Genomic DNA, 21954 nt, shown 5'->3' on the forward strand with positions numbered 1-21954 from the left:
ATAGTGCTATTTTAACATTTTATACTGGATAGTCAGTGATAAATTCAGTAGCTTGACTAGAATTATGAAGAATAAGTATAAAAGAGATTATTAAATGAGCAAAAGTAAAGTTATTAGCACCGACGATATATTAGCAACATTATGCCACTCAGTAACGGGTGTACTTTCATCAGCCAGCGGCAACGAGATCAGCTATTCAGCCATGGTACAAAAAATTACTCGTACTTGTATGCGACCAGACATAGGCTGTTTTGTTTTATTTGATGGGGGCTTTACCGGTTTAGTCGTTACCAACTTTACGGCGCAAGCTGCGATGGAAATTTATGGTGATTACATGCGTAATATGGGCATGCCAGAAGAGGAGATCGCGCATAGTCACTTATCTGATGACGTTTCAAACGTGATGGGTGAGTTGATGAACCAAATAGTGGGCGACTTCACGTCAAAAGTGCGTGAACAGCTACATACCTCTATTACCCAAAATCAGCCAAAAATGATGGCTATTAACAAGCAAGTGCAAATATCGGTTGATACCACTATGGATCGTCCGCAAGCACGCCGTGTAACGTTTACCACTCGCAACCAAAATATCTTCTATTTAGAGTTGGCGATGGATAAAACAGAGTTTATTAAACTTCACGATTTTGACATTGTAGAAGCCATAGACCCAGACGACATTATCGCAAACGAAGCCAAGCAAAAAGCGGATAAGGAAAAAGCAAAACAGCCAAAGCAAGATGATAGCGACGACGACTTTATGGCCGAATTAGGGCTTTAACGTTTTTACGTAGGTTGGGTTGAGTGAAACGAAACCCAACGAGCTTTTGAGCTGTCAGCTTGTAGCTATTAGTAAATTATAAAAACGCGGTTTAGCATCGCGTTTTTTATTTTTGAGTGCTTTAGTTATGATTCAATACGTAATTATATTTTGGCTGATCGCTCAATTATAGGGATTCTCACCCCTCGCAATAGCTACACAAAAAATCCGTAAATCCAGCTCTAGCTGATGGTACTGCGGCTCCATATGGCAGCACAGTTTATAAAAGCCTTTGTTATGGTCTTTTTCTTTAAAATGCGCGAGTTCGTGCACCACTAATGCTTTTAATAATGGCTCTGGCGCGCGCAGTAAATCGCTGTTGATGGCTAAATCATGCTTGCGGGTTTTACCTTGCATACGGTACGTGTGGGTACCGAGCGCATTGGTAACCATATCACCTTGTTTTTTAAACGCAGCGCGTCCAAACGGTGGGGCGTTTTTTAAATACTGCTTTTTAAGCTCAGTGGCGTAGCTATACAGTAACTTATCACTGGTAATACGATGCGCCTGCGGGTACTTTTTAAGTAAATACTCACATACCTTTCCTGCTTTTATTAGGCCTAATACTTGCTCAACGATATTGGCAGGGTAGCCGGTAAAGTAACGTGCGTATTCACTCATTATTGTCTCTGTATTTTGAATTTATTTTTAAAAAAGTGCTTGCTGGTGGGCTTCTTTTTCGCCACTAAATGGATTGAGTACGTTGTGATTATACCCCAAATCTTGACAAAATTGGCGAGCTAGTAAAGGCGCTTCACGGTTATCAGCGGTATGAAAAAACACATAGGGGCTTTTGCCCTCATCGAGCCACTGGCTTACTTTGCTAAGCCAAGGCTGATAAAAGGTCTTATAATCGTTTTCTAAATCAGCAATAACAAAGCGCGCCATAGGCTGCGAGCCCGTTGCAATAGCGTGCACTGGTAAATGCGGCTTTTTCTGTTGTGCGTCTATTAGCGCTTCGGTGGTTGGCTTTACCGCAAAGAGCGCCCGAGTATCCATAGCAATGCGATTTATATTGTGTGCCATTAAAAGCTGATTAAGTGCGATTTCGGCCTCACCTTTTTTGAAAAAATCAGGGTGGCGTACCTCAACCCCATAGTTTAGCTCTTTAGGAAGTAAATCTATAAAAGCGGCAAGCTTAGCTAAATGTTGTGGCGCAAACGCTTTAGGTAATTGCAGCATTATTTGCCCTGTTTTTTCAAATAGCGGGGCGAATAAATTAAGCCAATTAGTTAGCTCATGTTGCACGTTAGTAAGTTGGAGTTCGTGACTAAAGCGCCGATGAAATTTAAAGGTAAATTTAAACTCATCGGGTACACTCGCAGCCCAGCGTAATACAGTGTCAGGCGAGGGGTCGGCGTAAAAGCTAGTATTACCCTCTACCGAATTAAAATGCTGCGCATATTCGCTAAGCATATCGGCATTTTTACACTGGCGTGAAAATAAGTTTCCTTTCCATGCGTTGCTCGACCACTGCGGGCATCCAATATATAGCATACAAACAAAAGCCTTGTTATAAAGTGCCGGTAGTGTAACAAATAACAAAACAGTGCGCTGTAAATTCAACCTAGAAAGGTAAACACGCCCTAGCATCTTCAACCGACTTGGGTATAATGCAGGGCTTAATTTGATTATTTTGAATTGCTAGCGGTTTTATTTTCATTTTGGTGTTTATAAAAACTTTTAAAACAACGGTGTTTAACCGCTATATGCCTTTTATCTGACAGGAAAACTATGCGCTCTATATACTGCGGACAGCTAAATAAAACTCACGTAGATCAGGAAGTTGAACTATGTGGCTGGATCAACAAACGACGTGACCTTGGCGGACTTATCTTTGTCGATTTACGTGATAGAGAAGGTTTAGTACAAGTTGTATTCGATCCGGAAGTTGAAGGATTAATGGAAACAGCTAACAAACTTCGTCAAGAATTTTGTGTTCAGTTAAAAGGGATTGTACGCGCTCGCCCAGATAGCCAAGTAAACAAAGATATGGCAACCGGCGAAGTAGAAATTTTAGGCACGGGTTTAACTATTATTAACCGCTCTGAGCCTATGCCACTTGATTTTAACCAAGTGAACTCAGAAGAGCGTCGTTTAAAATACCGTTACTTAGATTTACGTCGTTTAGAAATGAGCGACCGCATTAAATTACGTGCTAAAGCAAGCAGCTTTGTACGTCGCTTTTTAGATGAAAATGGCTTTTTAGATATCGAAACGCCAGTGCTAACTAAAGCAACGCCTGAAGGTGCGCGCGATTACTTAGTACCAAGTCGTGTTCATAAAGGTAGCTTTTACGCATTACCACAGTCACCACAGTTATTTAAGCAATTGTTGATGATGTCGGGTTTTGACCGTTACTACCAAATTGTTAAATGTTTCCGTGATGAAGACTTACGTGCTGACCGTCAACCTGAATTTACTCAAATAGATTTAGAAACCTCGTTCATGAGCTCTGATCAAGTACGTGGCATGACAGAGAAAATGATCCGTGAAATGTGGCAGTCATTACTAAATGTTGATTTAGGTGATTTCCCAATTATGCCTTACTCTGAGGCAATGAGCCTATATGGTTCTGATAAGCCAGACTTACGTAACCCAATGAAGCTTATTGATGTAGCCGATTTAGTAAAAGACGTAGAATTTAAAGTATTCTCAGGCCCAGCAAACGATGAAAAAGGCCGTGTTGCAGTACTAACGGTACCAGGTGGCGCATCACTTTCTCGTAAGCAACTAGATGATTACACTAAGTTTATCGGTATTTACGGTGCTAAAGGTTTAGCATGGATGAAAGTAAATGACCGCGATGCAGGCGTTGAGGGCGTGCAATCGCCAATCGCTAAATTCTTAAATGAAGACGTGATCACGCAGTTACTTGAACGTACTAATGCACAAACAGGCGATATCATTTTATTTGGTGCGGATAAACGCAACACCGTAAATGAAGCCATGGGCGCACTTCGTTTAAAAATTGGTATTGATTTAGAAATCACTAATTTAGATAGCTGGGCACCACTTTGGGTTGTTGACTTCCCAATGTTTGAAGAAGATGACGAAGGCACACTACACGCTGTACACCATCCATTTACTGCACCAAAAGATATTAGTGCCAGTGAGCTTGAAGCAAACCCAGCAGCGGCTATTTCAGATGCTTACGATATGGTATTAAACGGCTACGAAGTGGGCGGTGGCTCGGTACGTATTCACAATGCAGATATGCAAGAAGCGGCATTTAGAATTTTAGGTATTGAAGCGCAAGAGCAGCAAGATAAATTTGGTTTCTTACTTGATGCACTTAAATACGGCACACCACCGCATGCAGGTTTAGCGTTCGGTTTAGACCGTTTAGTTATGTTGCTATGTGGAACTGATAACATTCGTGACGTTATTGCTTTCCCTAAAACCACACAAGCATCGTGTTTATTAACAGATGCGCCTAGCAAAGCAAACAGCGATTCGCTGACAGAGCTTGCTATTAGTGTAGTTGAGAAAGAATTACCAAGCGCAGAATGAAGCTAGCTTAACCATAGTGTTTAGTTAGATCAAAACCCCTTAGGCTAAATACCTAAGGGGTTTTTTGTTTGGCATAACCCAATTTAGGTGCTTTATATTTATGAGTGAGCTATTTAAAGATAGTCATTATTTCGATCAGCCATTTTTAAACTTTACAGCAAATGCAAAGCGCTTTAGCGATATTGAGTTTGAACAATGTCAGTTTATTGAGTGCGATTTTAGTCACAGCCAGTTTAATGCCTGTCGGTTTATAGAGTGTGAGTTTATTAACTGTAATTTGACTGAGCTTAATTGGAATTACAGCTCACTAGAAGAGGTGAGCTTTGCAAATTGTAAACTCAATAGCATAATGTGGGGACAAGTAAATTGGCCGCAATTAGCGCTAACGTCACCGGTGAGTTTTAAACAGTGTGAGCTGAGCCATAGTTCGTTTTTTGAATTACAGTTAAAAGCCTTAACAATGACGAACTGTTTTGCCAAAGATGTCGATTTTAGGCACGCTAACTTAGCTCAAAGCAACTTCTCGGATACTGACTTTAGAGACAGCCTGTTTCATCAAACTAATTTGAGGAAAGCAAACTTTGTTGGCGCAACGCAATTTAATATTGATATAACAAGCAATGATGTGAGTAATGCAAAGTTTGAACGGCTTGAAGCGTTAAACTTATTAGCTGGACTTGATATCGAGCTGGTTGATTAGCCGCAAGAGCTTACGGCTAATACGTATATTTACTATTAGCAAGCAGGGCCATTTTTGTTACGTGCACTAGCAAGTGCGCGGGCTATGCTCAGTAGCTCAGGCGAAATATCATCAGCGCCATCTTTAATCAGTTTAGTTACATCACCTGATGAATATAAGCTATCACGCGGTGATTTAATTCCCAGCTCTCTCACAAAGTCTTTGGTTTTACCTGTACTGCCGGTTTCAATGAACTTAAAAATAATCCGTTCGTTGTTACTTTTCGGCTCGGCTTGTAACACTTTAATTTCTTCTTGGTAGGCTTCAATTCTGCTTTGGAGAATGTCGATGCGTTGTTCAATGCTGCTATATGATTTCATGAATGGATTCTTTTGCGATAATAGTAAAACAATAATCGCTATTATCGCACAAATTAGCAAAGGCGCGCGCTAACCTTTATAATAAAAATTAATGTTAGTTAAAAATGTATAAGTAATACAAGGGAATGCATGTTAAAAATTATAAAAAAGCGTTTAATGTTAAGTGCACTGACTTTAAGTTCTACGCTATTTGCATCATCAAGTTATGCCCAAGACGATGCAATCATTGATGAAAGTCGTAATCGCTCTATACCTGTAAATATTACCCTACCAGCTAACCACCTTAAGTGCAGCGCGCAAGTCAAATGCCCTGTGGTATTTGTAAATGCAGGGTATGGCATTAGCCACGATGAATACACCTTTGCGAGTAAGTTATTTAATGCGCAAGGCTATTTAAGCATTGCGGTAGCACATGAACTTAAAAGTGACCCTGCACTTAATCGTGCGCAGCCATACCTAACTACTCGTATGGAAAATTGGCACCGGGGTGTTGTAACCCTCAAATTTTTAGTCAACGAGCTAAGTGTTAAATACCCTGAGTATGATTTTACAAAACTCACTTTATTTGGCCACTCAAATGGTGGAGATATTTCAGCCTTGTATGCAGCTATTTATCCAAGTGAAGTAAGCCAATTAATTACGCTCGATCACCGCCGCATGTTATTGCCACGCAATAAAAACACACGCGTGCTCACACTGCGCGGTAGTGATTATCCAGCCGATGCAAACGTGCTTTTAACCGACCAAGAGTTAACCGTTTATCCTGTTACGCAAACGTTGATAGAAAAATCACGTCATAACGATATGTACGATGGCGGCCCTAAATGGCTGGTAGGTAGAATGAGTAAAGAAATAACGACTTTTTTAGAAAATTAAACGATACAGTCAGCTTTAAAATCCTAAATAGCGCAGTTAATACTGCGCTTATTCATGTAGTCACTCCACTAATTCACTAACCATCAGCGGGCTATTATGTAGCGTTTTATGCACAGGGCATTTGTCGGCTATTTCGAGTAATCGTATTCAACATAGCGATTAGCCCACGTAGCAATAACATCGGCTGCGTAGTTAGCGTCTTCTTTATTACTGAGTAAGTGATCGGCATTATCTAAACTTATAAAGCTTTTTGGATGCTTGGCAGCGGCGTAAATTTTTTCGGCTTCACTAATATTCACGGTAGCATCAATAGGAGAGTGCATAACTAACAAAGCACGCTTAAGCTTACCTATATGGCTGTTATCGTATTTGGCGATGTCATCTATAAATTGTTTTTTAATCGTAAATTCCCGCCCGGCTAAACACACTTTTGCTTCACCCGATTGGTTTATTTCATCTAAATGAGCAGCAAAATTATGGGTAACGTGCTGAGCATCCGATGGCGCACCTATAGTCGTAATGGCCGATACTTCGGGTATGTGCTCTGCTGCTGCAAGCACCGCAGCACCACCTAAACTGTGGCCTATCAATAACTGAGGTGCTTTAAAGTGTGTTCTTAAGTGATTGGCTGCAGCCACTAAGTCTTGAATGTTTGATGAAAAGTTACTGTTGGCAAAGTCACCATCGCTATTACCAAGCCCTGTAAAATCAAAGCGTAATACAGCAATGCCTTGCTGAGTGAGCGCGCGACTTATTCGTGTTGCAGCCGCTACATCTTTAGAGCAGGTAAAACAGTGAGCAAATAAGGCATAAAATTTCACTTCACCAGAGGGCTGTTCAAGTTGTCCAGCGAGTTCTAATTCACCGCTTTTAAAAGAAACTTTTTGTCGCATGTAGAGAGCCTTAACAAGTTGATATAGTGTGTGATGCTGATAAGGAATAGATTGGTACGATGGGGTGAAAATTCAATACAAGCGTTATTTTGATCTTGATCAAGGCAGAGAAGGCTTGCTTATTGAGTGCGGACATATGTCCTTATAATTTCAAGGGGGTTTGTCTATCCTCGCACAGCATAAAAATGCAGCCTTTATTACTTGAATTAAGTAGTTAAGCTATATTTGAATGTAATACTAATTTCGTGTAGACCTGTGGCTTAAGCGAATTAGTAAATGGCTTCTAACAACCTACTTACTGGAATGTACCATGCAATTACCTACAGTTGATTATAAAGCGGACGATGCGGCTGCGCAATTTGTTGAATCGTTGAGAAATACTGGTTTTGGCGTATTAAAAAACCATCCTATTCCGCAATCTTTAGTTGAGTCTATTTATAAAAATTGGCAAGACTTTTTTAACTCAGAGCAAAAGCATGAGTTTTTATTTTCAAAAGAAACGCAAGATGGTTATTTTCCACCGTCGGTATCAGAAGTAGCTAAAGGCCATACGGTAAAAGACATTAAAGAGTACTTTCATGTTTACCCTAAAGGCCGTGTTCCTGCACAATTAGAAGCAGATGTACGTGAGTACTACCGTTTAGCTAATGAATTTGCGGCAACATTATTAAGCTGGGTTCAGGCTGAAGCGCCTGAAGAAGTGCGTGCTAAGTTCTCTATTGATTTAAAAGATATGATTGCCCAGTCTGAGCAAACGTTGTTACGTATTTTACATTACCCGCCAATGACAGGTGATGAAGAGCCTGGTGCTATTCGTGCTGCTGCGCACGGTGATATTAACTTATTAACCGTATTACCGGCGTCAAATGAGCCAGGCTTACAAGTACAAAAAACCGATGGCGGTTGGTTAGACGTGCCATGTGATTTTGGTAGTTTAATTATTAATATTGGTGACATGCTACAAGAAGCATCGGGTGGCTACTTCCCATCAACGATTCACCGTGTAATTAATCCATCGGGTAAAGCAACAACCAAATCACGTATTTCATTACCATTGTTTTTACACCCTCGTCCAGATGTGGTGTTATCTGATCGCTACACAGCAGATAGCTACTTACAAGAGCGTTTACGTGAGTTAGGTGTAAAATAATCTTTTAGCATTTGTAATGCTCAGGTAAATAAAAAGCGGCTGTTTAGCCGCTTTTTTAGTATTTGTGTTTATTGATTTGGCACAAAGTAAATAATGGCATGCATTCTGAGCCACTAAAGGTATAATGCGCGCAACTGGCCACTTTGGCCTAATTTGAAATAGAGAGTTTATATGAGTTTTGATGGTTTAGGTTTATCACAGTCTTTAGTTAATGCGGTTTTAGAAAAGGGCTATGAAACGCCAACGCCTATTCAGGCTCAAGCTATTCCAGCAATTATTGCACGTCGCGATGTAATGGCCGCAGCGCAAACCGGTACCGGTAAAACCGCTGGTTTTACTTTGCCACTGATTGAGCGTTTATCGTCGGGTACTAAAGCAAAAAGTAATCATGTTCGTGCGCTTATTTTAACGCCAACCCGTGAGCTTGCGTTGCAAGTAAGTGAAAATGTTGAAGAATATGCTAAGCATTCAAACGTGAGTTCGTTTGTTGTTTACGGTGGTGTTAAAATTAACCCACAAATGCAGCGCCTGCGCAAAGGGGTTGATATTTTAGTGGCGACACCAGGGCGTTTAATTGATTTACACAATCAAAACGCGGTTAAATTTGATAGCGTTGAAGTACTGGTTTTAGATGAAGCCGACCGTATGTTAGACATGGGCTTTATCCATGATATTAAGCGCCTGATTGCAAAAATGCCTGAAAAGCGTCAAAACTTAATGTTCTCAGCCACGTTTTCGGATGATATTCGCGCGCTGGCAAAAGGGTTAATTAACGACCCCGTTGAAATTTCTGTTGCAGCTAAAAACACCACCGCAAAAAGTGTCACGCAAAGCGTATACGCAGTAGACAAAGCACGTAAAACGGCCCTATTAAGCCATTTAATTCGTAGCAACGATTGGCAACAAGTACTGGTATTTAGTCGTACTAAACATGGTGCTAATCGTTTAGTTAAGCAACTTGAACGCGATGATATTGTTGGTGCGGCAATCCATGGCAATAAATCTCAGGGCGCGCGTGTTAAAGCACTAGAGGGCTTTAAAAGTGGTGAAGTGCGCGTATTAGTGGCAACCGATATTGTTGCACGTGGTTTAGACATTGTTGAATTACCGCATGTTGTAAACTACGACTTACCTAATGTATATGAAGATTATGTTCACCGTATTGGCCGAACTGGTCGTGCGGGAGCATCAGGGCATGCTATTTCGTTTGTAACGGTTGACGATGCAATAGATTTATACGGCATTGAGCGCTTTATTGGCGAGCTAATTCCACGTGCTGAAGAAGAAGGTTTTGAACCGGCTAACCCTGTTGCTGAGCGCGCACTCGATGCACGCCCGTTACCTGCTAAAAAGCCAAAGAAAAAACAACCATTTAATAAGCCTAAATCAGATAGCAGCAAGCCTAATAGCAAAAAGCCTAACAATGGTGGCAATGGTACGGGCCCACGTCGTGGTGGCTCTAAAAAGCCAGCAGCTAAAACCGATGATAATGCACAAAACCCATGGGCAAAGCGTCAATCGGTTGGGGGCAGTGGTCAACGCCGTCGTCGTCCAGCAAATAACGACTAATTAGGTTTAGTTCGCTTTAATAAAAACGCGCTTACTTTTACTGGTAGCGCGTTTTTTAATGCCTATCTTAAAGCTTTACTAACCGATTAAATAATTAACTGCTAATCCTACAAATAAAGTAACACTAACGCTCAGTAACGTTCCTAGCATCACATATTCAGTGAGTTGTTTATCTTTGCTGGCACTTAAGTCGCCAAATCTAAACACCGATTTAGCGGCAATTAAAAACCCAAGCCCTGCAAACTGATCTAATAAAATAAATGTCAGCATAAGTACTCTTTCAAGCATACCAATACTTTGTCCTGCTAAGGGGAGGCTACCATCACTAGAAAAGTGATTAGTTAAACGCTCTAACATCATTCTTATAAATACCGCACTGGGACTTAAAATAATAAGGTAACCAGCTATAACCCACAGCACTTTATCGTTGCACAATAACGCCATCACATTGTCAGCAAATTGCTGATTGTCAGTTAGCCAAATACTTATCGCAATAATGACAGTGATATGTGCAATTTGGTCTAATAAAAAAGGCACTACGCCTTTATTTGAATACGATTTAGCAATATCAATAAAGTAGTGACTGATCATAATAATGCCGGTCGCCAGTAATACGCTGCTTAGTTGTTGCCAGCCAAAACTATATTCCCAAAGTGCCACTACGATTGCACTGGTAATTCCGTGAACCAATACATGGTAGTAAAGTTTTTTTGCTTTAAAATGACGGGTGTTTCTGTCGTTTACCCAGCTCATGGGTTACCAATAAAAATCAGCGAGTAAGTGGCCAATAATCAGTGCAACGAGTAATAGTGAAAATTCCATTAGTCATGTCCTTGCTGTTTGTTTTTAAGCTGTTGTTGTGCATGTAAAATAAATCGTTCTATCAGCTGATAGTTAGCAAGATTAAGCAGCTTTGTAACGTTTTCGCGGCTGGTGTTGAGCTCTTTAGCTAAAGCTGCATGGTTGTTATTAGTATGGGTTAAATATACATACAAAGCATTTGCTTGTTTTTGGGTTATTTTACACAATAATACATCGACAAACGCTAGGTTTAGCTTAAAGCTCTCATCAACTGATTGATCTGCAATAGCAAATGTAAAACGCTGATTTGTCATTTTATCTAGCTCATGTCCAGAGAGAGTAAACGCAGAGCCTGTAGCAGTTTTTATACTCGTACTAGGGTTATCTATGTGCCCCAACGCCATACTTTGGCGCAATTCATAACCGGCAGATTTTAACTGTAGATAAATAAGAATAGCGGTGGTAACTAACTGTTCACTTTTATCGAGTTGCAGTTGAAATGCATCCCCGCGGTAAATATCCCAAGATGTTGTTTTATTGCAATTTGCACGTAAACTTTGCTCTAGCTGGTCAAGCATGGCATCGTATTGTTGTTTAGGTATTTTTTGCGATTTAATAATATCGCCGCTGATCACACCAATCATAAAAATCCAAATAGATTATTTATATGTAACTAAATTTGGTTACATTGTTAAATGTAACCGTATTTGGTTACATTGGGTTTGGTAACTAATTTAGGTTACTTAACACGCAATTGCAAGTATTACTCATTGGGACATAATAATGACCTCACAACAAAGCAGTAAACCTCGTGTAGGTATTTTTGTCGATGTACAAAATATTTATTACACCTGTCGCGAAAGCTACGGTAAAAACTTTGATTACAATGCCTTTTGGCGAATGATGGAGCAACAATACGATATAGAATGTGCGTTCGCCTATGCAATATACCGAGGTGATGAAAAGCAAAATCAGTTTCAAAATATTTTGCGCGCTATTGGCTTTGAAGTAAAACTAAAACCCTTTATTCAGCGCCGTGACGGCAGTGCCAAAGGCGATTGGGATGTGGGTATAACCATAGATATGCTAGAGCAGGGGAAGCAGCTTGATAAAGTTATTTTACTCTCGGGTGACGGTGACTTTGCATTATTACTTGGGCATTTAAAAAATCAATATAATGTTCCGTGTGATGTATACGGTGCTGATAAATTAACCGCAGAGGTACTTAAGCAAAGTGCCGAGCAATTTCATTTAATTGACAAACAGCTACTACTTTAAAAAGTATAAGTATTGTATTTTTGATTTATTTTTGAGCAGAATGTTTGCGTTGATCATGAGAGTATTTAATACAACGGGTGCATAGATTAATTAAGCCTAATTTAGGCTTTTTTTATGGCGATAATAAATTGGGTTTAGTGGATGAGTATGGTAATTTTAAGATTCAATTAGTATCAAGGAATTACATGCTTAACTACAGTAATATGCCATTAGACAGAGGCTCAAATGCGCGCAAAGATCCTACTTGGGTAGACGCAAAAAAAACAGCAGACAGTTTATGGCTTTTAGTTAAAGGCAATCACACCTTATTTGCTAACAGTAGCCCTGAGGTGGTGTATTTAGCTTACCAACAAGTGGCGCATTTAGATTTAACGCAGGCTATTCTTTTAGGATCAAATAAACAGGATAATGCCGTATTTGCGCTAGACGTAACTGAACTCGAAGAGTCGTTATTAGCAACGATTGTTGGTGATGCCAAGTTTGCAGATATTCGTCAATATGGTACTCAAGTAGCACTTGAAGATGGCTCAAATGCAGCGCTTGCTCGTGGGTTGTGTTACTGGCATGCCACTCATAGTTTTTGTGGTCGCTGTGGTACCAAAAATCACTTAGTTGAAGGGGGGCATTCACGTTTATGCGACAACGCAGCCTGTATGCACCAAACTTTTCCGCGTACCGATCCAGCCGTTATTATGGTAGTAACTAAAACATTTTCTGATGGGATTGAACGCTGCTTATTGGGTCGCCAAGCAACTTGGCCAAAAGGATTGTATTCCTCGCTTGCCGGGTTTGTCGATCCAGGTGAAACCCTTGAACAAACCGTGATCCGAGAAGTAAAAGAGGAAGCGGGCATTACCGTTGAAAAAGCAGAGTATATTGCTTCTCAACCTTGGCCGTTTCCTTCATCAATTATGCTTGGTTTTATTGCCACAGCAAGCAGTGATGAAATAAGCATAGAGCAAGATGAACTTGAAGATGCACGATGGTTTTCTCGCCAAGAACTTGCGCAATTTAAAGATTGGCAACACGAGGGGGAGCATTTAAAGCTACCTAGAGCTGATTCGATTTCGCGTTATTTAATTGAATATTGGCGTACTCAGATAGAAGGATGAATCATGTCGAGCAAAAATAAAAATACCCAATTAGTGTCATCAGGGCGCAAAAAAGCGTACACCCATGGCGTAGTTAATCCAGTGATACAGCGCGCTTCAACGATTGTGTTTGATTCTGTGAGTGAGCTTAAAGAAGCGGCTAAAACACGTGGCGACAAAACCTTGTTTTATGGCCGCAGAGGGACGACCACTCATTTTGCTCTGCAAGAGGCAATTACCGAACTCGAAGGCGGTGAGGGCTGTGCGTTATACCCATGTGGCGCGGCAGCGATAAGCCAAACTCTGTTATCGTTTTTAAAGTCCGGTGATCATATTTTAATAGTGGACACTGTTTACGAGCCAACCCGTGATTTTTGCGACAAGATATTAGCTGGGTTGGGTATTAGTACGACCTATTATCCGCCCATGATTGGCGCAGACATAAAAGAGTACATTCAAGACAATACCAAAATGTTGTTTTTAGAGTCTCCGGGTTCAATTACCATGGAAGTTCAAGACGTTCCCGCCATGGTAAAAGTGGCAAACGATCATAATGTAATGACGGTGCTTGATAACACCTATGGCAATGGCTTGCATTATCGTCCGCTTGAACATGGTGTTGATATTAGTATTCAAGCCGCCACCAAATATATTGTTGGCCACTCTGATGTGATGATGGGCGTTGCTGTAGCTAATAAAAAGTATTGGCCAACACTTCGTGAACACTCTTATTTACTCGGGCAATGCACCAGTGCAGATGATGCGTATTTAGCACTACGAGGCTTGCGTACCATGGCAGTGCGATTAAATCAGCATGAAAAAGCCGCGCTAGAAATAGCAAAATGGCTTGAGCAACATGCGTTGGTTGATCATATTCGCCATCCTGCGTTTACAACATGCCCAGGCCATGAATTTTTCAAACGCGATTTTGACGGCAGTAATGGTTTATTTTCGTTTGTAATGAAAGCGGGTAATCAACACGCCATAGATGCTTTTTTAGATAGCTTACAACATTTCAAAATGGGCTTTTCGTGGGGGGGCTTTGAGAGCTTAGTAACGGCAAACCTATCAATGAAAGGGCTGCGCTCGCAAACAGGATGGGAGCATGGACCTGTTATTCGTTTGCACATTGGTTTGGAAGATGTTGAAGATTTAATTGCCGACTTACAGCAAGCATTAGCTATTTATGAGCAACATTTATAATTACTAATTGGTTAGATTACATTATTTGTTACAAAGCCTACCTCTGAGTAGGCTTTTTTTTGCTAGCAATTCAACGTGTTTACACTTAGTGTTGTTAAATAACGCTTATTTTAAAGTATGAACAACGTCATTAAGGATAGTCAATGGCAACACCATCACCTATTAACGTAGGGCGCTTAACCCAAATCGCGGGTTTTGAGCTGGTACGTATGTTTTTAACTAAACGAGGACTTATTGCACTGGCGGCTTTTGCGCTAGTGTGGCTTGTTATTTTACGTTACCCCATAGGCCAAGCTGTAGGCATAATCAGCTCGCCAGATTTTGAACAAATAGCCCGTGATATTTCCGGCTCTATTGGATTAAGTAAGTTACTTGATTGGCCTGAAGCCGAATTTGCTATGTATTGGCTTATTGCTTTGTATAGTTTTCCTGTTTTTAGCTTATTTATTTGTAGTGATCAAACCGTCGGTGACAGAGAGCGCGGTACGCTAAGGTTTTTATCATTACGCTCAACGCGCTTTGAAATACTCTTTGGTCGATTTTTAGGACAGTTAGCGGTACTAACCTGTTTAGTTGGCATCACGCTTATAGCGACATTGGCGGTGCTCGGGTTTCGCGAGCCGAGCTTACTTGCTGGTGGCCTTGGTCGTGCTGTTTCAATATTTTTAATACTCATAGTTACTTTTTCGCCGTTTGTAGCCTTAATGAGCTTAATTAATACTTTTGCGAGTTCCTCTCGTCTGGCAATTGTGTTAGCTATTTTATATTTTACAGCCGGTGGCATTATTGTTGGATTACTGGAGTGGCAACTACCCGCATTAAGTGTGCTTGATTATTTATTCCCTGGTGTGCAAATAGAGCTATTAGCGGGACAAAACTTACCGTTATTGAGCACATTAGCTATTCCACTTGTGCAAACAGCGGTGTTACTTGCAGTTGCTCAACGTATTTTTGCAAGGAGCTCATTATGAAATCATTAATAACAGGGCGTAATTTAAGTAAATCATACGGCTCAAAACTGGCTCTTGATAATGTGAATTTTGAGATTCAAAAAGGCGCGCCAGTTGCATTAGTTGGCCCTAATGGCGCAGGGAAAACCACTTTATTTAGTTTGTTGTGTGGCTATATCGCACCTAGCATGGGTGAGCTTGAAATACTTGGTCATAAACCAGGTAGCGCGGCTTTATTTAATAAAGTGAGTGCGTTACCACAAGATGCACAGCTAGATCCGCGTTTTAATATAGATAAACAACTTAGCTTTTATGCCAAGCTACAAGGTATGAGCACCAAGCAAAGCCAAATAGAAGCACTTCGAGTATTAGATTTAGTGGGTCTTAGCGAGGTTGCAAAAAACCGCGCAGGGGACTTATCTCACGGTATGCGCAAGCGCGTAACCATAGCACAAGCATTAATTGGTTCACCGCAAATTGTGATGTTAGATGAGGCCACAGCAGGACTTGATCCGATTCATGCCAGAGAAGTCAGGGAGCTGGTGTCTGAGCTATCGTCTCAAGCGACGTTTATTTTAAGCTCTCATGATTTAACTGAACTCGAACGATTATGTTCTCAAGTACTACATTTAGATAAAGGTATATTAAGCGAGCACCAAACTAAAGCGGCGAATACCGATAAGCATTTTTATACTTTAATGCTCAGTGAAGCATATCAAAATGTGGAGCAACAACTCCAAGCACTTGATGGTGTAAGCCGTGTTTATATGAGCCAACATAAAGAGTATGTGATTGAGTATCAACCAACGAGCGAGTCACTTGACATAGCGCTATTGCAATCTTGTCGCCAACATAACTGGCAATATAGACAGTTAGTAAATGGTCATACTCTAGAAAATCAAATATTTAAACAGGAGAAATTATAATGGGATTATTTAGTGGTTTAATGGGGAACGCCAGTGAAGTGGATGATGCCGATTTAGAAAAAGTATTGGCCAATACACTTATCGAGGGTGAGCGAGTTGAAAAGGCGTATAAAGTAGTTCGTGATATGTTTATCTTTACAAATAAGCGGCTAATTTTATTAGATAAACAAGGCGTGACTGGTTCTAAAATGGAAATGATCAGTATTGCTTACTCTAAGATAACTAAGTTCAGCAAAGAAAGTGCGGGGCACTTTGATTTAGATGCAGAGCTGAAAATTTGGGTTGGATCTGATCCAAACCCTATCAGCAAGGACTTTAAAGCTGGCGATAATATAAATGATGTTTATCGAATAATCAGCCAGTATTCATTATAGAAACAAACAAAAATCGGTGTAAAATTAAAGTAATTGTTTACAGCTTGTTGCGATTACTTTAACATAAATTACTCCAACACTTTCTTACAAATTCCCTAACAAATACAATTGCTTGATTCAGTTTTCGTTCAGTTTCGCGGCGTTAGCATACCCCCACTTTAGCAATGTAGTTAAAGTACAAAAACAATGTACATAGGGATGTTTCATTATGAAAAAGTTAGCAATTATTATTTCAGGTCTTTTATTATCAAGTGCTGCACACGCTGCAGATAGCTATCAATCAATAAGTAACTTAAGCTACGCAGAGATTGATAACAACGATACGATCAGCGTGGACTCAACTTACTACTTCTCTCCTAAAAGCACACTAGGTCCATACGACCAATTCGAATACATCAACAAGCAAAGCAACGTATTTGGTAGCTACGCTGATGACGATTTTGGCGATGTGACTGCTATTGGTGGTGAATACTTCGTTGAAGATTTTGTGGTTGGTGCGTCTTACCAAAATGCTGATTACAACTCTAACAACGAGTTATATACACTTTCTGCTGGTTATTTCTTTAACCCAGATTTACTTGCAAAAGTAAGATTTGTTGATCAAAAAGATGGTGATAACGTTACATTCTTTTCTTTAGCATACAACCACATGCTAAACGATACAGATTACGTAGGTATCACTGTTGAATCAGACGATGATTTTGATTCTCGTTCAGTAGCTGCTAAATACTTTGTTGATTTACAACAAGGTAACTACTTAACAGTAGAAGGTACATTTGTAAGCCTTGACGAAGCAGATGACCAATGGAACGTAGAAACAAACTACTACTTCTCTAAAGCGACTTCTGTATTTGCATCTTACGATAAAGAAGACAACTACAGCTTTGGTGCTCAACACTTCATCAATAAAAACATTGGTTTAAAAGTGGGTTACGGCAACAACGCAGATGATTCAGATTACGATGCTTACTTTGCTAACATGCGTTTTCAGTTTTAATTGAGCGTTTAATCGCATAAACTAAAACCAGTTAAGTAGTAAAAAGCCCACATTTGTGGGCTTTTTGCTGTGTGTAATAAACATGTAACTCTACTTATAGCTATATTTTAATTTTAACGGAATCGGCTCAGCATTTCGTGGCCCCCTCTGACACCCCATTGTATTTAAATTAAGATCGGTCATAATTAAATCAATGTTTTTATAACTGTAAAGGAATGTGCTTATGTCAGTATTTATTATATTACTGGTTGTGGTGATCGTGGTATTTGCGATTAAAGATATCCGCCTTAATTTAATTACCCGACCTACTTTTAAAATGTTTAAAAAAGTATTACCGCCATTATCGCAAACAGAGCGAGAAGCCATGGAAGCGGGTGATGTTTGGTGGGATGGCGAGCTATTTAGTGGTGATCCTGATTGGCAAAAATTACACAACTATCCGCGTCCGCAGTTAAGTGAAAAAGAAACTGCATTTATTGAAAATCAGGTTGAAGCGTTATTAGCTATGCTTGATGACTATAAAATAGTACAAAAAGATAAAGACTTACCCAAAGAGGTTTGGGACTTTTTAAAAACCGAAGGGTTTTTTGCAATGATCATCCCAGAAAAATTTGGCGGTCTTGAATTCTCTGCTATTGCTAATTCCACTATAGTGTCAAAAATCGCCACTAAAAGCTTAACCGCCGCCGTGACGGTAATGGTGCCAAACAGCTTAGGACCAGGTGAATTATTACTACACTACGGAACAACTGAGCAACAAAATCGCTGGTTACCTAGTCTTGCAAAAGGCGACGACGTGCCTTGTTTTGCATTAACGGGCCCTGAGGCCGGTTCAGATGCTGGCAGTATTCCTGATTCTGGCGTGGTGTGCAAAGGCGAACATGACGGTGAAGAAGTGTTGGGGCTGCGTTTAAATTGGTCAAAACGTTACATTACCCTTGCGCCTGTGGCGACAGTACTTGGCCTTGCATTTAAAATGTATGACCCAGACGGCTTGTTAGGTGATGAAAAAGAGCTTGGCATTACGTGTGCACTAATACCAACCGATCATCCGGGTGTTAAAACTGGCGAGCGGCATTACCCCCTAAATATGGCGTTTATGAATGGCACAACGTATGGTGAAGATGTATTTATTCCGCTTGATTGGATTATAGGTGGTCAGCAAGGTGCTGGGCGCGGTTGGCGCATGTTGGTTGAGTGTTTAAGTGCAGGGCGTGGTATTTCGTTACCGGCATTAAGTACTGCAACAGGGCATTTAGCGGCTAAAATGACTTCGGCTTACTCTGTTGTTCGCCAACAATTTGGTGTGTCAATTGGTCAATTTGAAGGGGTTCAAGAAGGGTTAGCACGTATTGGTGGTTTAACTTACGCGCTGGAATCGTGCAGGTTAATGACAGCTGGCGCTATTGATTTAAAACTAAGCCCATCGGTAGTGACTGCTATTGCAAAATACCATATGACCGAAATGGGTCGAACGGTTATGAATGATGCAATGGACATTCATGCAGGTAAAGGGATTCAGGTTGGGCCTAATAACTATTTAGCACATGGCTATATGGGTATTCCAGTTTCGATTACGGTTGAGGGTGCTAATATTCTTACCCGTAATTTAATGATATTTGGCCAAGGTGCTACTCGTTGCCATCCGTTTGTATTAAAAGAAATGGAAGCGGCAGCAATGGAAGATGATGACGCCGCACTAGAGCAATTTGATGGCCTACTAATGAACCACATTGTATTTGCCATCAGCAATGCAAGTATGGCTTTAATACATGGCTTAACTCGCAGCCATTTTGCCAAAGCACCTGTATGCGGAGAAACCGCAGCTTACTATAAACAATTAGGGAGAATGAGCCGAGGACTTGCGTTTACAACAGATGTTGCAATGTTGATGTTAGGTGGTGAACTTAAACGCAAAGAAATGATATCGGCACGTTTAGGCGATGTATTAAGTCATTTGTATATTGCTTCTACCGTGTTAAAACGTTTTGAAGATGAAGGGCGTCAGCAAGCTGATTTGCCTTTCGTTAAGTATGCAATAGAGGCATCATTATATGAAATAGGTCAAGCATTTGACGGCTTCTTTAAAAATTTCTCTAACCCGGTGGTTAACTTTGCCCTTAAACGCATTGTGTTTCCGTTAGGCAATCATTATCACAAACCAAGTGATACCACTTCACAAAGTATTTGTGAACACATGACGCAACCAGGCGTGTTTCGAAACAGGCTTACTCATTTGTGCTACATCGATGAGAATGCAGGCACTGGAGTGATGGAAAATGCTTTTTTAGCGATGCACGACATGCAAAATCAATTTAAACATTTAAAGCAGTGGCAACGAAAAGGTAAGGTACCTGCAACTTTTGATATTGAACAAGCTATTGAGTACGCTCTTGAACATGAGTTACTTACTAAATTAGATGCTGAAGCTATGCATCATGCTAATAAATTACGAATGCAGGCTATTGCGGTAGATAATTTTAAACCTGAAGATTTCTAACATTGTACTCAAGCACTAAAAAAGCCTTAAACTTATAGTTTAAGGCTTTTTTATATATTTTTAGATTGAACGTTGATCAGCGCCCGTAAGGATCGGCGATGATTTTATCTACGTACCATTTACCTTTTATTTTTAGCATTTCGATGCTGCGAAAATCATCAATTTTTTTACCGTTAAAATAACCAGTAAATACAATATTTATTTTAGCCTGATTGCCGTATTGTTCTCGAAGGCTTGAATTTGACATATCAATTTCAATAACTACTTCATCGTACTGTAAATTAATAAGACTACGGGCAAATTGTTTTGCTGTGCCGTATGACTTCATTATACGAGCTAGTTTAGGTGTTGCAAAATTACTGGCTTTTTGCAAATTATGCTGATTATAAAGTGCATCAAAATACACCGTGGCGGTATCGCCTGGACGATCGTTGTCGATGTACTGTTCTTTAGGTTTAGTATTTTCATTACAGCCGACGATCAAAATACTAAAAATGAGCACAAAAGAAGTTAAAATTGTTTTCATATTTGGTCAGGTTGATTACTCATACATAAAGTGTGTGATGGAATGGAGAAGATGTAAAGAGGATAGCACCGAATAGTTGCCAACTTATTAAAAAAGCAATAAAAAAGGATGTTAAAAAACATCCTTTTTTAATAAGGTCGTTCGATTACTGAACAAGCTCTTGCTCAGAAAACTCTTCATCAAACATTGGGCTTGATAAGTAGCGTTCTGTAGCGCTTGGTAAAATAACCACAATATTTTTATCTGCGTTTTCAGGACGTTCAGCAATTCGTTTTGCTGCAACCACAGCTGCACCCGAAGAAATACCGACTAAGATCCCTTCTTTTTTCATTAGCTCATGACACATTGCGATACATTCTTCATTAGACACTTGCTCTACGCCATCAATAATTGATAAGTCTAGATTCCCAGGAATAAAGCCTGCGCCAATGCCTTGTATCTTATGTGGCCCTGGTTTTACTTCTTCACCAGCAAGTGTTTGGCTAATAACTGGCGAATGGCTTGGCTCTACAGCTATTGATTTTACATTTAAGCCTTGTTCTTTTTTAAGATAACGACTTACGCCTGTAATCGTACCGCCAGTACCAACACCTGCAACAAAGAAATCGATTTCGCCATCGAGTGCATTAAAGATTTCCGGACCCGTTGTTTCAAAGTGAATTTTTGGGTTTGCCGGGTTTTCGAACTGTTGTAGCAAAATAAACTTATCTGGGTCTGCTGACTGAATTTCTTTGGCTTTAGCAATAGCGCCATTCATACCCTTAGCGCCATCTGTGAGTACTAGATTAGCACCCAGTGCCTTTAATAGTTTACGACGTTCTAAGCTCATGGTGTTTGGCATTGTAAGCGTTAGTTTGTAGCCGCGAGAAGCAGCAACAAATGCCAATGCAATACCGGTATTACCTGATGTTGGTTCTATAAGCTCTTTATCTTTGGTAAGTTGACCTGATTTTTCAGCTTCCCAAATCATTGATGCACCAATACGGCATTTGATACTAAAGCTAGGATTGCGTGATTCAACTTTAGCGTATACATTCCCACCTGTAACACGGTTAAGTTTTACCAACGGTGTGTTACCGATGCTTAGTGAGTTATCTTCAAAAATAGTAGACATAATGTTCCTTTAGGTACAATCTGATCAACACGTTAACAGCTGCTCTATTAACTTTATAAGCCTACTTTACTGTGAGATAAAAAAAGTTAAAGTAAGCTTTGGCTATAACATATATTAATTACGCTTATAACGGATTGAACTAAAAACTCAATCTGTTAATTTTTTAGTTATTAAAAAGGCGAACTTGAGATCATTTGTTCGTTTTTAACTTTGTACTTTATCCTTTGTTTATGTAGTCGTTATTTAAACAAATCAACACAACACACTTATATTTTGTTGGTTAATTGTGCAAATGAACTGCGGTTGAACAGTTTATT

At 40.0% G+C, this 21954-nt stretch carries 20 protein-coding genes and 2 pseudogenes; 14 read left to right on the forward strand and 8 right to left on the reverse strand.

All coding sequences use genetic code 11. The features are described from left to right. The first annotated feature begins 94 nt into the window (after window positions 1-94). On the forward strand, window positions 95-778 hold the full coding sequence (locus tag FHG08_RS09205; RefSeq protein WP_178955625.1) for a DUF3334 family protein: 684 nt from the start codon (window positions 95-97) through the stop codon (window positions 776-778). A 162-nt stretch (window positions 779-940) separates the two neighbouring features. Here the strand turns inward: FHG08_RS09205 and FHG08_RS09210 are convergent, their stop codons facing one another. Beyond that, window positions 941-1438 carry a M48 family metallopeptidase gene (locus FHG08_RS09210; RefSeq protein ID WP_178955626.1) on the reverse strand — a complete coding sequence of 166 codons (498 nt, stop codon included), beginning with the start codon at window positions 1436-1438 and terminating at the stop codon, window positions 941-943. Between the two features lie 27 nt (window positions 1439-1465). Beyond that, complete coding sequence (locus FHG08_RS09215; RefSeq protein ID WP_178955628.1) at window positions 1466-2314, reverse strand: DUF72 domain-containing protein; 849 nt, start codon at window positions 2312-2314, stop codon at window positions 1466-1468. A gap of 237 nt (window positions 2315-2551) precedes the next feature. On the opposite strand from FHG08_RS09215, the gene aspS reads away from it, so the two are divergent. Together aspS and FHG08_RS09225 are read left to right on the forward strand one after the other, a co-directional pair. Then, a complete protein-coding gene (gene aspS / locus FHG08_RS09220; RefSeq protein ID WP_013464572.1) occupies window positions 2552-4330 on the forward strand; it encodes an aspartate--tRNA ligase in 1779 nt (592 codons plus the stop codon). A 100-nt stretch (window positions 4331-4430) separates the two neighbouring features. Continuing rightward, window positions 4431-5030, forward strand: a complete 600-nt coding sequence (locus FHG08_RS09225) for a pentapeptide repeat-containing protein (RefSeq protein WP_075169531.1) — start codon at window positions 4431-4433, stop codon at window positions 5028-5030. A 35-nt stretch (window positions 5031-5065) separates the two neighbouring features. On the opposite strand, the gene FHG08_RS09230 is transcribed toward FHG08_RS09225, so the two are convergent. Next, entirely contained in the window at window positions 5066-5389 is a 324-nt protein-coding gene (locus tag FHG08_RS09230) for a hypothetical protein (RefSeq protein ID WP_008111621.1), read from the reverse strand. Window positions 5390-5518: 129 nt separating this feature from the next. Between FHG08_RS09230 and FHG08_RS09235 the strand changes: the two genes are divergently transcribed. Further along, a complete protein-coding gene (locus FHG08_RS09235; RefSeq protein ID WP_178955630.1) occupies window positions 5519-6265 on the forward strand; it encodes an alpha/beta hydrolase in 747 nt (248 codons plus the stop codon). 134 nt (window positions 6266-6399) lie between these two features. Here FHG08_RS09235 and FHG08_RS09240 read toward each other — a convergent pair. Next, window positions 6400-7158: pseudogene (locus FHG08_RS09240) on the reverse strand (alpha/beta hydrolase family protein); the annotation flags it as partial. Window positions 7159-7468: 310 nt separating this feature from the next. Here FHG08_RS09240 and FHG08_RS09245 point away from each other — a divergent pair. Together FHG08_RS09245 and FHG08_RS09250 are read left to right on the forward strand one after the other, a co-directional pair. Then, on the forward strand, window positions 7469-8308 hold the full coding sequence (locus tag FHG08_RS09245; protein WP_008111615.1) for an isopenicillin N synthase family oxygenase: 840 nt from the start codon (window positions 7469-7471) through the stop codon (window positions 8306-8308). Between the two features lie 171 nt (window positions 8309-8479). Then, window positions 8480-9877: a DEAD/DEAH box helicase gene (locus FHG08_RS09250; RefSeq protein WP_178955634.1), complete on the forward strand. Its 1398-nt coding sequence runs from the start codon at window positions 8480-8482 to the stop codon at window positions 9875-9877. A 78-nt stretch (window positions 9878-9955) separates the two neighbouring features. Here the strand turns inward: FHG08_RS09250 and FHG08_RS09255 are convergent. Next, window positions 9956-10699, reverse strand: a pseudogene (locus FHG08_RS09255) (DUF3307 domain-containing protein). Then, complete coding sequence (locus FHG08_RS09260; RefSeq protein WP_178955636.1) at window positions 10699-11322, reverse strand: hypothetical protein; 624 nt, start codon at window positions 11320-11322, stop codon at window positions 10699-10701. Before FHG08_RS09260 ends, FHG08_RS09255 begins: the two are co-directional and overlap by 1 nt. Window positions 11323-11461: 139 nt before the next feature. On the opposite strand from FHG08_RS09260, the gene FHG08_RS09265 reads away from it, so the two are divergent. The 8 genes from FHG08_RS09265 (at window position 11462) to FHG08_RS09300 (ending at window position 19997) form a co-directional block, all read left to right on the forward strand. After that, complete coding sequence (locus FHG08_RS09265) at window positions 11462-11956, forward strand: NYN domain-containing protein (RefSeq protein ID WP_010391464.1); 495 nt, start codon at window positions 11462-11464, stop codon at window positions 11954-11956. 185 nt (window positions 11957-12141) lie between these two features. Next, complete coding sequence (nudC, locus tag FHG08_RS09270) at window positions 12142-13068, forward strand: NAD(+) diphosphatase (protein WP_178955638.1); 927 nt, start codon at window positions 12142-12144, stop codon at window positions 13066-13068. Window positions 13069-13071: 3 nt separating this feature from the next. After that, window positions 13072-14250, forward strand: a complete 1179-nt coding sequence (locus FHG08_RS09275) for a cystathionine beta-lyase (protein ID WP_178955639.1) — start codon at window positions 13072-13074, stop codon at window positions 14248-14250. Window positions 14251-14393: 143 nt separating this feature from the next. Further along, window positions 14394-15221, forward strand: coding sequence for an ABC transporter permease subunit (locus tag FHG08_RS09280; RefSeq protein WP_178955641.1), 828 nt, complete (start codon window positions 14394-14396; stop codon window positions 15219-15221). Continuing rightward, window positions 15218-16126: an ABC transporter ATP-binding protein gene (locus FHG08_RS09285; RefSeq protein ID WP_178955643.1), complete on the forward strand. Its 909-nt coding sequence runs from the start codon at window positions 15218-15220 to the stop codon at window positions 16124-16126. The genes FHG08_RS09280 and FHG08_RS09285 overlap by 4 nt, the downstream gene beginning before the upstream one ends. Beyond that, a complete protein-coding gene (locus tag FHG08_RS09290) occupies window positions 16126-16500 on the forward strand; it encodes a PH domain-containing protein (RefSeq protein ID WP_008111597.1) in 375 nt (124 codons plus the stop codon). The genes FHG08_RS09285 and FHG08_RS09290 overlap by 1 nt, the downstream gene beginning before the upstream one ends. A 208-nt stretch (window positions 16501-16708) precedes the next feature. Then, window positions 16709-17497 (forward strand): putative porin, encoded by a 789-nt coding sequence (locus FHG08_RS09295; RefSeq protein WP_076920444.1) that lies wholly within the window; start codon window positions 16709-16711, stop codon window positions 17495-17497. A gap of 223 nt (window positions 17498-17720) precedes the next feature. Further along, a complete protein-coding gene (locus tag FHG08_RS09300) occupies window positions 17721-19997 on the forward strand; it encodes an acyl-CoA dehydrogenase (protein WP_178955645.1) in 2277 nt (758 codons plus the stop codon). A gap of 76 nt (window positions 19998-20073) precedes the next feature. Here FHG08_RS09300 and FHG08_RS09305 read toward each other — a convergent pair whose 3' ends face one another. Both FHG08_RS09305 and cysK read right to left on the reverse strand, forming a co-directional pair. Continuing rightward, window positions 20074-20523 carry a hypothetical protein gene (locus tag FHG08_RS09305; protein ID WP_138609303.1) on the reverse strand — a complete coding sequence of 150 codons (450 nt, stop codon included), beginning with the start codon at window positions 20521-20523 and terminating at the stop codon, window positions 20074-20076. A gap of 145 nt (window positions 20524-20668) precedes the next feature. Beyond that, window positions 20669-21637: a cysteine synthase A gene (gene cysK, locus FHG08_RS09310; RefSeq protein ID WP_138609305.1), complete on the reverse strand. Its 969-nt coding sequence runs from the start codon at window positions 21635-21637 to the stop codon at window positions 20669-20671. Window positions 21638-21954 lie beyond the last annotated feature (317 nt).

The organism is Pseudoalteromonas sp. Scap03 (assembly GCF_013393115.1).
Taxonomy (GTDB): domain Bacteria; phylum Pseudomonadota; class Gammaproteobacteria; order Enterobacterales; family Alteromonadaceae; genus Pseudoalteromonas.

Bases quoted from the DNA above. Each gene is read 5' to 3' on its own strand.
- FHG08_RS09205 (WP_178955625.1), top strand. From the start codon at position 95: ATGAGCAAAAGTAAAGTTATTAGCACCGACGATATATTAGCAACATTA.
- FHG08_RS09210 (WP_178955626.1), bottom strand. From the start codon at position 1,438: ATGAGTGAATACGCACGTTACTTTACCGGCTACCCTGCCAATATCGTT.
- FHG08_RS09215 (WP_178955628.1), bottom strand. From the start codon at position 2,314: ATGCTATATATTGGATGCCCGCAGTGGTCGAGCAACGCATGGAAAGGA.
- aspS (WP_013464572.1), top strand. From the start codon at position 2,552: ATGCGCTCTATATACTGCGGACAGCTAAATAAAACTCACGTAGATCAG.
- FHG08_RS09225 (WP_075169531.1), top strand. From the start codon at position 4,431: ATGAGTGAGCTATTTAAAGATAGTCATTATTTCGATCAGCCATTTTTA.
- FHG08_RS09230 (WP_008111621.1), bottom strand. From the start codon at position 5,389: ATGAAATCATATAGCAGCATTGAACAACGCATCGACATTCTCCAAAGC.
- FHG08_RS09235 (WP_178955630.1), top strand. From the start codon at position 5,519: ATGTTAAAAATTATAAAAAAGCGTTTAATGTTAAGTGCACTGACTTTA.
- FHG08_RS09245 (WP_008111615.1), top strand. From the start codon at position 7,469: ATGCAATTACCTACAGTTGATTATAAAGCGGACGATGCGGCTGCGCAA.
- FHG08_RS09250 (WP_178955634.1), top strand. From the start codon at position 8,480: ATGAGTTTTGATGGTTTAGGTTTATCACAGTCTTTAGTTAATGCGGTT.
- FHG08_RS09260 (WP_178955636.1), bottom strand. From the start codon at position 11,322: ATGATTGGTGTGATCAGCGGCGATATTATTAAATCGCAAAAAATACCT.
- FHG08_RS09265 (WP_010391464.1), top strand. From the start codon at position 11,462: ATGACCTCACAACAAAGCAGTAAACCTCGTGTAGGTATTTTTGTCGAT.
- nudC (WP_178955638.1), top strand. From the start codon at position 12,142: ATGCTTAACTACAGTAATATGCCATTAGACAGAGGCTCAAATGCGCGC.
- FHG08_RS09275 (WP_178955639.1), top strand. From the start codon at position 13,072: ATGTCGAGCAAAAATAAAAATACCCAATTAGTGTCATCAGGGCGCAAA.
- FHG08_RS09280 (WP_178955641.1), top strand. From the start codon at position 14,394: ATGGCAACACCATCACCTATTAACGTAGGGCGCTTAACCCAAATCGCG.
- FHG08_RS09285 (WP_178955643.1), top strand. From the start codon at position 15,218: ATGAAATCATTAATAACAGGGCGTAATTTAAGTAAATCATACGGCTCA.
- FHG08_RS09290 (WP_008111597.1), top strand. From the start codon at position 16,126: ATGGGATTATTTAGTGGTTTAATGGGGAACGCCAGTGAAGTGGATGAT.
- FHG08_RS09295 (WP_076920444.1), top strand. From the start codon at position 16,709: ATGAAAAAGTTAGCAATTATTATTTCAGGTCTTTTATTATCAAGTGCT.
- FHG08_RS09300 (WP_178955645.1), top strand. From the start codon at position 17,721: ATGTCAGTATTTATTATATTACTGGTTGTGGTGATCGTGGTATTTGCG.
- FHG08_RS09305 (WP_138609303.1), bottom strand. From the start codon at position 20,523: ATGAAAACAATTTTAACTTCTTTTGTGCTCATTTTTAGTATTTTGATC.
- cysK (WP_138609305.1), bottom strand. From the start codon at position 21,637: ATGTCTACTATTTTTGAAGATAACTCACTAAGCATCGGTAACACACCG.